Origin of the sequence: Streptomyces sp. MK37H (assembly GCF_018035285.1) — a bacterium.
GTDB classification, from domain to species: domain Bacteria; phylum Actinomycetota; class Actinomycetes; order Streptomycetales; family Streptomycetaceae; genus Streptomyces; species Streptomyces endocoffeicus.
The window spans coordinates 1-11,642 of record NZ_JAAAYH010000294.1 but is presented as its reverse complement, the minus strand read 5'-3'; the positions used below and the strand labels follow the sequence as shown (position 1 = coordinate 11,642).

General features: G+C 70.8%; 11 protein-coding genes. 6 read left to right on the top strand and 5 right to left on the bottom strand.

The window, feature by feature from the left end; genetic code table 11:
* Positions 1-45: 45 nt before the first annotated feature.
* Complete coding sequence (locus GWI24_RS31085) at positions 46-1,038, bottom strand: carbohydrate-binding protein (protein ID WP_210949265.1); 993 nt, start codon at positions 1,036-1,038, stop codon at positions 46-48.
* Between the two features lie 186 nt (positions 1,039-1,224).
* The gene (gene cdgB, locus GWI24_RS31080; RefSeq protein ID WP_210949263.1) at positions 1,225-2,916 is read right to left on the bottom strand and encodes a diguanylate cyclase CdgB; all 1,692 of its coding nucleotides are present in this window, start codon (positions 2,914-2,916) and stop codon (positions 1,225-1,227) included.
* A gap of 405 nt (positions 2,917-3,321) precedes the next feature.
* On the opposite strand from cdgB, the gene GWI24_RS31075 reads away from it, so the two are divergent.
* Complete coding sequence (locus tag GWI24_RS31075) at positions 3,322-3,822, top strand: flavin reductase family protein (protein ID WP_308344145.1); 501 nt, start codon at positions 3,322-3,324, stop codon at positions 3,820-3,822.
* 71 nt (positions 3,823-3,893) lie between these two features.
* Here GWI24_RS31075 and arfB read toward each other — a convergent pair whose 3' ends face one another.
* Positions 3,894-4,331 carry an alternative ribosome rescue aminoacyl-tRNA hydrolase ArfB gene (gene arfB / locus GWI24_RS31070; protein ID WP_121824417.1) on the bottom strand — a complete coding sequence of 146 codons (438 nt, stop codon included), beginning with the start codon at positions 4,329-4,331 and terminating at the stop codon, positions 3,894-3,896.
* Positions 4,332-4,505: 174 nt separating this feature from the next.
* Between arfB and GWI24_RS31065 the strand changes: the two genes are divergently transcribed.
* On the top strand, positions 4,506-5,081 hold the full coding sequence (locus tag GWI24_RS31065; RefSeq protein WP_210949255.1) for a TerD family protein: 576 nt from the start codon (positions 4,506-4,508) through the stop codon (positions 5,079-5,081).
* 92 nt (positions 5,082-5,173) lie between these two features.
* Here the strand turns inward: GWI24_RS31065 and GWI24_RS31060 are convergent, their stop codons facing one another.
* Entirely contained in the window at positions 5,174-5,770 is a 597-nt protein-coding gene (locus GWI24_RS31060) for a Uma2 family endonuclease (protein WP_210949253.1), read from the bottom strand.
* Between the two features lie 69 nt (positions 5,771-5,839).
* Positions 5,840-6,436 carry a TetR family transcriptional regulator gene (locus GWI24_RS31055; protein ID WP_210949252.1) on the bottom strand — a complete coding sequence of 199 codons (597 nt, stop codon included), beginning with the start codon at positions 6,434-6,436 and terminating at the stop codon, positions 5,840-5,842.
* 99 nt (positions 6,437-6,535) lie between these two features.
* On the opposite strand from GWI24_RS31055, the gene GWI24_RS31050 reads away from it, so the two are divergent.
* The 4 genes from GWI24_RS31050 to GWI24_RS31035 form a co-directional block, all read left to right on the top strand.
* On the top strand, positions 6,536-7,546 hold the full coding sequence (locus tag GWI24_RS31050) for an NAD(P)-dependent alcohol dehydrogenase (protein WP_210949250.1): 1,011 nt from the start codon (positions 6,536-6,538) through the stop codon (positions 7,544-7,546).
* A 635-nt stretch (positions 7,547-8,181) separates the two neighbouring features.
* Positions 8,182-9,801 (top strand): M4 family metallopeptidase, encoded by a 1,620-nt coding sequence (locus GWI24_RS31045; protein WP_210949249.1) that lies wholly within the window; start codon positions 8,182-8,184, stop codon positions 9,799-9,801.
* Positions 9,802-9,933: 132 nt separating this feature from the next.
* On the top strand, positions 9,934-11,019 hold the full coding sequence (locus GWI24_RS31040) for an S-(hydroxymethyl)mycothiol dehydrogenase (protein ID WP_210949247.1): 1,086 nt from the start codon (positions 9,934-9,936) through the stop codon (positions 11,017-11,019).
* The coding region (locus GWI24_RS31035) for an MBL fold metallo-hydrolase (protein ID WP_210949245.1) at positions 11,019-11,642 on the top strand (624 nt) is incomplete at its 3' end. The genes GWI24_RS31040 and GWI24_RS31035, both read left to right, overlap by 1 nt.

Sequence of the window (11,642 nt, the reverse complement as noted above, 5' to 3'; positions counted from 1 at the left end):
CCGGACACCACCTAGCCCTTGGCCTTGGCTAGCCCTCGGCCTTCCCTAGCCCTTGGCCTTGGCGAGCCACATCTGATCGATGTTGGCGTCGCACTTGTCGCCGGGGTCACACGACAGGGTGATCGTGTTGGTGCCCTTGGCGAGCTGGACGATCGACCAGGTCTCCGTCCAGCCCTTCTCGTAGTCACCCTTCGGCGCGCCCGAGAAGTTCTTCATGTTGAGCGGCCGCGTCTCCTTCTTGCCGTTGATCGTCAGCGACATGCTCTGGTCCTCGCCCGGCACGCCGTAGGTGACGTACAGCCGATAGGACTTCGCCTTGGCCACGTCCACGCTCCAGGTCGCGGACGAGCCCGGGGTGTTGAGCCCGCCCACATAGGTGCCGCCCGCGGCCTTGGCGCCCTTGATGTCGCTCGCGGCGGCCGCGCCGCCGGTCAGCTTCATCTTCGCGGCGTCCTCGGTGGGCAGCTTCTCGTCGCCCGGGCCCTTGGCGGGCCCGGAGGGCTCACTGGGCCGGACGCTGGAGCCCGCCGTCGGCTGGCCGGTCGGGTCGGCCTGGTCGTCCTTGTTGTCGTCACCGTTGGTGATCATGGCGACGCCGATGCCCACGAGGACCACCGCGACCACGGCGACGGCGCCGATGAGCAGCCCCTTGCTGTTGGGGCCCCGGCCGCCTCCGCCATGGCCGCCGCGCGGGGTGGCCGCACCGGGCTGGTGGGGCGCGCCGCCGGGCAGGGTCTCGGGGGCGGCGTAGTGGGCGTTCTGCCGGCCATAGCCGCCCTGCTGGCCGTACCCCTGCGGCGGCTGGTTCGGGATCTGCTGGCCGTAGTTGCGCTCACCCACCGCGCGGACCTGGTTGTACGAGGTGCGGGGAACCCCCGGCTGGGCCGGGCCTGGGTAGCCATAGCCACCGGTGCGGGGGGCGGCACCCGGCTGGCCCGACTGACCGCCCTCGTTCCCTTGATCGCCCTCCGAGCGATACAGGTAGGCGAACGGGTCGTCGTTCTCCGGTGTGCCCGAGCCGTTGTTGCCGGCCGTCATCCCTCGTCACTCCCCTATGCATATGGCCATCGGCGCGGGATCAGAACGCGCCACGACAGCTCATATCAGGGTCGAGAGGGCCTCAACAGGGCGTGTGCTGTCCGGATGGCCAATATTCATGATCGGTTCACTGTCGGCGGCAGGGCCGCATCGGCGCAGCCTACCGCGACCGACCGCCCCCCTACCTCATCCGGCCCGGCGGCGCTCCTTGGAGCGGGACCGCTTCTCGATGTACATCCGCTGGTCAGCGGAGTGCAGCACCTCTTCGGCCGACATTCCGCAGCCCGCCCAGCCGATGCCGAAGCTGGCACCGACCCGGACGGCCCGGCCGTCCACCCGGATGGGCGGAATGATCGCGTTCCGCAGCCGCACCGCAAGGTCAGCCGCGTCGGCCCGGCCGAGGCCGTCGGCGAGGACGACGAACTCGTCACCGCCGAGGCGGGCGACCGTGTCCCCTTCCCGCACACCGTTGGTCAGCCGGCGGGCGACCTCGATGAGCACGGCGTCACCCGCGTGGTGCCCGAACCGGTCGTTGATGGACTTGAAGCCGTCGAGGTCGCAGAAGAGCACCGCGAGCCCCTTATGGCCGTCATCGATGTCGGAGTCCTCGTTGGGCGGGACGGTGTGCACATGGCCGTCGAACGGGGCGGTCTCGACCGGGGGCGGGGTGCCGAAGCACTCGAAATCGTCGAAGCCGTGCAGATGCCCCGCCGCGTCCACATAGACCCCGCCGGCGCCCGCGACACCGCCGTCCGGGGCGCCCGCGTCCTCGTACCCCCCGCCCGGCCGGGGCGGGGTGGCGCACAGCCGGGCGGCGAGCCGGGCGCGCAGCTCGGCGCTGTTGGGCAGGCCGGTCAGCGAGTCATGGCTGGCGCGGTGGGCGAGCTGCAGCTCATGGCGCTTGCGCTCCTCTATGTCCTCGACATGGGTGAGCAGGAAGCGCGGGCCGTCGGCGGCGTCGGCCACCACCGAGTTGCGCAGCGAGACCCAGACGTACGAACCGTCGCGGCGGGCCAGCCGCAGCTCGGCGCGGCCGCCCTCGGCGGAGGTGCGCAGCAGGGTGCCGATGTCCTCGGGGTGGACCAGGTCGGAGAAGGAGAAGCGGCGCATCGCGGAGGCCGGGCGGCCCAGCAGCCGGCACAGGGCGTCGTTGGTGCGCAACAGCCGGCCGTGCTGATCGCCGCCCATCTCGGCGATGGCCATGCCGCTGGGCGCGTACTCGAACGCCTGCCGGAAGGACTCCTCGCTGGCGCGCAGCGCCTGCTGCTCGCGCTCCAGGCGCAGCAGGGCGCGCTGCATATTGCCGCGCAGCCGGGCGTTGCCGATCGCGACGGCGGCGTGGAAGGCGTACATCTGGAGGGCCTCGCGGCCCCAGGCGCCGGGGCGGCGGCCGTTGCGCGGTTTGTCGACGGACAGGACGCCTATGAGCTCGCCGCCGGAGGCGCCCGCCGCGTGGAGCGGGGCGAACAGGCGGTCCATCGGATGCCATTCGTCGGGGAAGCGGGGCGCGGGTCCTGGGGTGTGCCACTGCGGGACGTCGTCGTCGTCGAGGACCCAGCCCTCGCTGTACGGGATGAAGCGCAGATCGCCCCAGCGCTCGCCCATGGCGAGCCGGCGCTCCCAGGAGCTGCGGGAGCCGACCCGCCCGGCCATCAGCGCCTCGGCCCCGGCGCTGCCGCCGACGGCGGCGACGACGAGGTCACCGTCGGGGCGGACGAGGTTGACGGCGGACAGCTCGAAGCCGAGCCCGGCGATGACGCCGTCGGCGACGGCCTGAAGCGTGTCGGCGAGGCTCCGGGCGGTGTTCAGATCGGCGACCACCTGGTGCAGCTGCCGCAGTGTCGTAAGGCGGATGTACGGCTCCGACTCGGTCTCCATCGATCGCACTCCCCCGAGACCTCGACAGCAAACTCCTGGCGTCTTGTCGTCCGATTGCCACGGCCACTGAATCACAGCGAGCTGCCCACTCGGTACACAGGGTCAACAATTACTGCCTGCTGTGACTCATGTCACAGACCGTGTTCACTTCTTCAACGGAGCGGGTGGGAGCGCTCCTAGTTTTTGTGATCGCAAATCCCGGAACGAGGGTGCCTGGCCATGCAAGGCGGCCACCCGGGGAGCCCGGATACCCTCCGGCCCGGCGCCGGGCTTACGGCCCGCGACCTACGCCCGGAGTGGTCCCCGGGCCCGATGCGGGGACCGGTCGGGGGCGGTTAGCGTCGAAGGGTGTTCCCGACGACTGCTTCCAGCCCAGCCGAGCCCGCCGTCCCCCATGCTGGTGGGGTGAGCGAGGACGAGTTCCGCACCGCGCTGTCGCGGTTCACCGCGGGTGTGGTGCTGGTGACCGCGCACGACCCGGAGGAGGGGCCGCGCGGCGAGGACGTCGGCATGACGGCCACCGCGTTCATGTCAGTGTCACTTGACCCGCCGCTGGTGATGGTGAGCGTTCGCAACGGGTCCCGGATGGACGAGCTCCTGGAGCGACAGCCCCACTGGGCGGTATCGGTCCTGTCAGAAGGTCAGCGGCACATCGCGGGACGATTCGCCATGAAGGGGCGCATCAGCGACAGATTGCTGTTCGAGGACATGTCCGTGGTGCGGGGCGAGCATACGGACGCGCCGCTCGCGGTGGGCGCGCTGGCGACGCTGGAGTGCCGCACCGAGCAGCGGGTGACGGCCGGGGACCACACGCTGGTGGTGGCCCGGGTGCTCGCCGCGGCGGCACCGGCCGCGGAGGGCGGGCCGCTGACGTACTTCAGGGGGCGCTACCGGGCGCTGGGGTGAGGGACGCCGAAGCAGCCGGGGTGAGGGGCGCCGACGTGGCGGCCGGGGAATGCCGACCGGGCAGCCCGGGGCTACGTCCAGCCCCGCCCCGTACGCCCCCGCTTGACGTCGCTCCGCTGCTTCTTCTCGCGCAGCCGCCGCTCGTTGATGCCCCGGGGGATCCGGGTGGGGCGGCGCGGCTTGGGCGGTGGCGCGGTCGCCTCCGCGAGCAGGGATGCGAGCCTTACGGCGGCCGTCTCGCGGTTGCGCCACTGCGAACGGTGCTCGGAGGCCCGTACGGTCACCACCCCGTCCACCAGCCGGCCCGCCAGCCGCTCCAGGGCGCGCTCCTTCCATACGGGCGGCAGCGCCTCGGTGCGGGCGAGGTCGAAGCGCAGCTCGACCTGGCTGTCACTGGTGTTGACGTGCTGTCCTCCGGGCCCGGAGGACCGCGAGAAACGCCACATCAACTCGGCCTCCGGCAAGAAGACCGAACCTCGGATGACATAGGGCGCGGGCATGTCCCCCATGGTCGCCTGCCGACCCCGGCGGCGTCATCTTGTTATCTCGTCACACCCCGACATCAGGGTTTGGCAAAGAAAGTAAAGAGAGCTGGAACCTGTCGGGCCATTCATGGCGTTGTGGAGGGTGACGACGGCTTCGCCCGTCGCCTCGGACCACAGAGACCACGAAAGGGACTCCCCATGGCTGTAAGCCTGTCCAAGGGCGGCAACGTCTCGCTCACCAAGGAGGCACCGGGCCTGACCGCCGTCACGGTCGGCCTCGGCTGGGACGTCCGCACCACCACGGGCACCGACTTCGACCTCGACGCGAGCGCCATCGCCGTGAACACGAACGGCAAGGTCTACTCCGACCAGCACTTCGTGTTCTTCAACAACAAGTCCACGCCGGACCAGACCATCGTCCACACCGGTGACAACGTCACCGGCCAGGGCGAGGGCGACGACGAGCAGATCAACGTCAACCTGGCCGGTCTGCCGGCCGACGTGGAGAAGATCGTCTTCCCGGTCTCGATCTACGAAGCCGAGTCCCGCAGCCAGAACTTCGGCCAGGTGCGGAACGCGTTCATCCGCATCGTCAACCAGGCCGGCGGCACCGAGATCGCCCGCTACGACCTGAGCGAGGACGCCGCCACCGAGACCGCCATGGTCTTCGGCGAGCTGTACCGCAACGGGGCGGAGTGGAAGTTCCGCGCCGTGGGCCAGGGCTACGCCTCCGGCCTGGTGGGCATCGCCAAGGACTTCGGCGTCAACGTCTGAGGTTCCACCAGCGCACCACCACCAAGGGCCGCCCCGCACCCGGGGCGGCCCTCGCCGTGTCTGCGGCCATGTCCCCGTTGCAGGGGAACGGGTCAAAACTCGCTGGTGTCCAGGTCGAACCCGAGGGGTTCGGGCAGCGACAGCGGCTGGGAGATGTCGACCTCGACCTTGCGGGTGTACCTCTTCCCAGCGGGCAGGGAGTGCAGGACGGCCTGGTTCCGCTCCCGGTCGATCAGCAGGTAGAAGGGAATGCCCGCCGCCGCGTAACCGCGGAGCTTGGGGCCCCGATCATTGTCGGCGGTCGAATGAGACGTGACCTCGCCGACGAGCATCACCGCCCCGGGGTCGTGGTACTCCAAGGAGTCGTCAAAGCTCCCCTTGGGCGCGATGACGATGTCCGGAACGACCTTGCCGGTGGTCGAAGCTCCAGGAACGAGGAGCCCAAGGCCAGTACGCGTTCGCAGTTCCTTGTTCGTACGACGGCTAGTCACCTGGTCCGCAACCTCGGACACAATCTCTTCGTGCTCACCATTAGCGGGAGGCACCACGTGGATTTCCCCTTCGATCAGTTCCACGCGCCATCCCTCGGGGGCTGCCGCGCTCAACGCCACGAAGGCTTCCTCGACCGATGAAGCGGTGCTCTCGCCACTGTCCGTGCGCGGCTCGCACTCGGGGGCCGTCAGTGCCACGGTGGACCTCCTTCGTACGGAGCGATGCTTCCAGCGTAGGCGAGCCGTCTCGGGCGGTTGGGCCCGTTGTCACCCTTCCGGATGACGATCAGTGCTTGCCCCGAAGGCGCCCGAGACCGCCTGGGAGAGGGCCTGCTTGCGGCGGGTGTGGGCCTCGGGCGGGTCGTCGGGGGCGGCGGTGGCGGAGAGGCCGGCGGCGGACCAGGTCAGGGCCATGGCGAGGACCAGCGCGAGGACGTCCTGGGGGTCGATCGAGGCGGTGACACGGCCGGCGCGCTGGGCCTCGGCGATCGCCTGGAGTTTGACGGTGACGGCGGATGACTCGGTCACCAGGTTGTCGGTGACCACTCCTTCGAGCTTCGCCCAGGTGGCCAGGCGGACCAGCTCCGGCCGTTCGATGGCGGTCTCGTAGAGCCGCACGGCGTACTGGGGGAGGTCGTCGGCCGTGAACGGCACCGCGTCGACGACGGCGTCGGCGTGGAGGCGGAAGACGGCGCCGAAAAGGCCGAGCTTGTCCCCGAAGTAGGCGTACAGCTGCGCCTTGTTGACGCCCGCGGCGGCCGCGATGCGGTCGACCCGGGCGCCCGCGATGCCATGGGCGGCGAAGTCGGCGGTGGCCGCGTCGAGCAGGCGGCGGCGGGTGGCATCGCTTTTCCGGGGAGACACGGGTTCAGGTTACCAACTGGTTAGTTGCCGGCGTTTGGTGTGGGCGCGTAGCGTACGAAAAACCAACCAACTAGTTAGTTTAAAAATGAGGTGGGACGCATGACCGTGCGCGCATACGCGGTGGAGCAGGCCGGTGGCCCGGTACAGCCGCTCGAGTACGAGCCGGAGCCCCTGGGGCCCCTGGAGGTCGATGTCGCGGTGACGCACTGCGGCGTCTGCCAGACCGACATCGGCCTGGTGGACGACGCGTACGGCCTCTCCCGGTTCCCGGTGGTCGCGGGGCATGAGGCGGTCGGCGTGGTCGAGGCCGTGGGCAGCGCCGTGGACGGCGCGCGGCTGGCCGTCGGTCAGCGCGTGGGCGTCGGCGCGGTGGCCGGGGCGTGCTTCACCTGCGAGTGGTGCCTCACCGGTCGGCAGTTTCTGTGCCCGCACAAGGACGACACGGCGCTGCGCGGCGACCGCGGCGCGTTCGCCACCCGGGTGCGGGCGAGCGACTGGCGGTATGTCCAGCCCCTGCCCGACGCCCTCGCCTCCGAGCACGCGGCGCCGCTCCTGTGCGCCGGGATCACGGTCTTCTCGGCGATCAGCCGGAACGGGGTCCGGCCCACGGACCGGGTCGCCGTGGTGGGCGTGGGCGGTCTGGGCCACCTCGCGATCCAGTTCCTCGCCAAATGGGGCTGCCAGGTGACCGCCGTCTCCTCGACGGCGGCGAAGGCGGACGACGCCCGGCGGTTCGGCGCCCATGAGTTCATCGTCGCGGAGGAGGGGCTTCAGCGGGCCTCGGACTCGTTCGACTTCATCCTCTCGACCGTCTCGGCCGATCTGCCGTGGGACGCGTATCTCGCGGCGCTGCGCCCGCAGGGGACGCTGTGCGTGGTCGGCGTTCCCCACGGGCCGTTCAGCGTCCACCCGTTGAGCCTGCTGCCGGGCGAGAAGCGGCTCGTCGGCGGCGTCGTGGGGTCGGCGGAGGAGAACCGGCGGATGCTGGAGTTCGCGGCCCGGCACGGCATCCGCCCGGTCGTCGAGACGTTCCCGGTCGCGCGCATCGGCGAGGCGCTCGACCACGTGCGCCACGGACGCGCGCGCTACCGCGCCGTGCTGGAGTTCTGAGCGGGGTCGGTGCCCCTCCGAGCCGGGCCGGGCCGCCCAGAGGCCGGGCCGCCCAGGCCGGGCCGCGCCCCCGCTCGTCCGCGTCCGGGGCCGCACCACTCCCCGCCGTCGCCCACCCACGCCGTGGTGCCGGACGCCGCCGTCGGGCGGCGGGACGGCGTCGGCGCTGGGGGAGTTACGCGCCGCTCGGCACGCAGATCGTCTTCTCGTCGCGTACACAGCAACGCTCAGCAACTCCGCCCTCCGCGCCCGCCGATCGCCCCGCCGCGCTCGTCACCTGGGCGATCGGCCGGGTCCTGCCCCCGCCCCGGCCGGAGGCGCCGATGCGGCGGGGGCATGACGTAGTGGCATAAGTCGGCATCAACCAGCTGTTGTTGCCTCATGCCTCGCTGACCGAATTCGCCCCTACTTGAACAACGTCGCGTCAAATTCTTGTTACGCGCCTATCCCAATCGATCGTTCAATGACAATCTCTGGTCGGCCCGTCGCGCGTCCTTCTGACTCCGCGGTAAGGCCCTCATGCACCACTCTGTGCACCACTCGCACCACTCCTGCTCGACCGGACGGCCCACCCATGGCCGGCCGTACCCCCTACACAGGGCCGCGACCCGGCGGCCCCAAGGCAAGGAGACCGAGTGAGACCCATCGCTTCCTCCCCCCGTAAGAAGACCGTCCGCGTGGCGGCGCTCGTCGCCTCCGCCGCCATGGTCGTCATCGGCGTGCAGACCGGCCAGGCCAGCGCCCAGCCGGAGCGCTCCCGCGAGGCGGGCGCCACGGCGCTTCCGCTGACCGCGGGCGAGCGCGCCACCGCGATCAAGGCGGCCCAGGCCGACGCCTCCGCGCAGGCCGAGTCCCTCGGGCTCGGGGCCGAGGAGAAGCTCCTCGTCCGCGACGTCATCAAGGACGCGGACGGAACCGTTCACACCCGCTACGAGCGCACCTACGCGGGGCTGCCCGTCCTCGGCGGCGACCTGGTCGTCCACGAGAAGACCAGCGGCGCACGCTCCGTCAACAAGGCCACCGACGCGCGGATAGCGGTCAAGAGCACCGACGCCGCCGTGGCCCCCTCGGCCGCCTCCGGCACCGCGCTGAAGGCCGCGCCGGAGGCCACCACCGGCGAGAAGGCCAAGTCGCCGCGGAAGGTGGTCTGGGCGGCCACCGGCACGCCCGTCCTGGCCTGGGAGACCGTCGTCACCGGCACACAGGCCGACGGCACGCCGAGCGAGCTGCACGTCGTCACCGACGCCACCACGGGCAAGAAGCTGTCCCAGTGGGAGGGCGTCGAGACCGGCACCGGCACCAGCAAGTACAGCGGCACGGTGCCCCTGGGCACCACCAAGAGCGGCTCCACGTACAGCCTCACCGACTCCACACGGGGCAACCACAAGACGTACGACCTGAACCAGGGCAGCTCGGGAACCGGCACCCTGTTCACCGACGCGGACGACGTATGGGGCGGCGGACGCCAGACCGCCGGCGTCGACGCGCACTACGGCGCGGCCGAGACCTGGGACTTCTACAAGGAGTTCCTGGGCCGCAACGGCATCAAGAACAACGGCGTGGGCTCGTACTCCCGCGTCCACTACGGCAACAGCTACGTCAACGCCTTCTGGCAGGACTCCTGCTTCTGCATGACGTACGGCGACGGCTCAGGCAACGCCAACGCGCTGACCTCGATGGACGTGGCCGGCCACGAGATGAGCCACGGTGTGACCTCGGCCACCGCCAACCTCAACTACAGCGGTGAGTCCGGCGGTCTCAACGAGGCCACCTCCGACATCATGGCCACCGCGGTGGAGTTCTACGCGGGCAACTCCGCGGACGTCGGTGACTACCTCATCGGCGAGAAGATCAACATCAATGGCGACGGCACCCCGCTGCGCTACATGGACAAGCCCAGCAAGGACGGGGCGTCCAAGGACTACTGGTCCTCGTCGCTCGGCGGCATCGACGTCCACTACTCCTCCGGCCCCGCCAACCACTTCGTCTACCTGCTGTCCGAGGGCAGCGGCGCGAAGGTGATCAACGGCGTGAGCTACAACAGCCCGACCTACGACGGCTCGACCGTCACCGGGATCGGCCGGGACAAGGCCATCAAGATCTGGTACCGGGCCCTGACCACGTACTGGACCTCGACGACCAAGTACGCGGGCGCCCGCACCGGCACTCTCAGCGCCGCGTCCGACCTCTACGGGGCCAACTCCACCGAGTACAAGGCGGTCGCCGCCGCCTGGACCGCGATCAACGTGAAGTAAGCGGTCCACTGAAGCGGTGACGGGCCGCACCGGGGGACCGGTGCGGCCCGTTCCGGACCGACCGGTGCGGCCCGTTCCGGACGGGCCTCGTCATCCCTGTCGTAGCCGCTGGTCGCCACTTACGCTGCTGTCATGACTCAACAGGTACGCGGCGTGGTAGCCCCCGGCAAGGGCGAGAAGGTCAGGATCGAGACGATCGTGGTGCCGGACGCCGGCCCCGGCGAGGCGGTGGTGCGGATCCAGGCGTGCGGCGTCTGCCACACCGATCTGCACTACCGGGAGGGCGGGATCAACGATGAGTTCCCCTTCCTGCTCGGCCATGAGGCGGCGGGCACCGTGGAGTCCGTCGGCGAGGGCGTCACGGAGGTGGCCCCCGGCGACTTCGTGATCCTCAACTGGCGCGCGGTCTGCCACGAGTGCCGGGCCTGCCGCCGCGGCCGCCCCTGGTACTGCTTCAACACCCACAACGCGAAGCAGCCCATGACCCTGACCGACGGCACCGCGCTGACCCCGGCGCTCGGCATCGGCGCGTTCGCCGAGAAGACGCTGGTGGCGGCCGGGCAGTGCACCAAGGTCGACCCCTCGGCCTCGCCCGCCGCGGCCGGGCTGCTCGGCTGCGGGGTGATGGCCGGCATCGGCGCCGCGCTCAACACCGGCAACGTCCAGCGCGGTGACTCCGTCGCCGTGATCGGCTGCGGCGGGGTCGGCGCCGCCTCGGTCGCCGGGGCGCGGCTGGCCGGGGCCGCGAAGATCATCGCGGTGGACCTGGACGAGCGGAAGCTGGAGTGGGCCCGCTCGCTGGGCGCCACCCACACCCTCAACGCCAAGAGCTCCGACGTCGTCGAGGCCGTCCGTGAGCTGACCGACGGCAACGGCGCCGACGTCGTCATCGAGGCGGTGGGCCGCCCCGAGACCTACCAGCAGGCGTTCTACGCCCGTGACCTGGCCGGCACCGTCGTCCTGGTCGGCGTCCCCACCCCCGAGATGAAGCTGGAGCTGCCGCTCCTGGACGTCTTCGGGCGCGGCGGGGCGCTCAAGTCCTCCTGGTACGGGGACTGTCTGCCGGACCGCGACTTCCCCATGCTGATCGACCTCTACCAGCAGGGCCGCCTCGACCTGGACGCGTTCGTCAGCGAGACGATCGGGCTCGAGGACATCGAGGAGGCGTTCGCCAAGATGCACCGCGGTGAGGTGCTCCGCTCGGTGGTGATGTTCTGATGACCCCTCCGCCCGTACACGTCGACCACCTCGTCACCTCCGGCACCTTCTCGCTGGACGGCGGCACCTGGGAGGTCGACAACAACGTGTGGCTGATCGGCGACGACCACGAGGTGTACGTGATCGACGCCGCGCATGACGCCGACGCCATCGCGGACGCCGTCGGCGGCCGCCGGCTGCTCGGCATCATCTCCACCCACGGCCACGACGACCACATCGACGCGGCCCCGGCGCTCGCCGAGCGCACCGGCGCGCCGATCCTGCTGCACCCGGAGGACGAGGTGCTGTGGCGGATGCGCCACCCGGACCGCGCCCCGGACAAGCCGCTGGCCGACGGTGACGTCCTTACCGTGGCCGGGACGCGGCTGCGGGTGCTGCACACCCCCGGCCACTCCCCCGGCGCCGTCTGTCTGTACGCCCCGGCGCTGACCACGGTCTTCTCCGGGGACACCCTCTTCCAGGGCGGCCCGGGCGCCACCGGGCGCTCGTACTCGTCCTTCCCGACGATCATCGAGTCGATCCGGGAGCGGCTGCTGACGCTGCCGCCGGAGACGGTGGTCCGCACCGGCCACGGCGACTCCACGACCGTCGGGGACGAGGCCCCGCATCTGGAGGAGTGGATC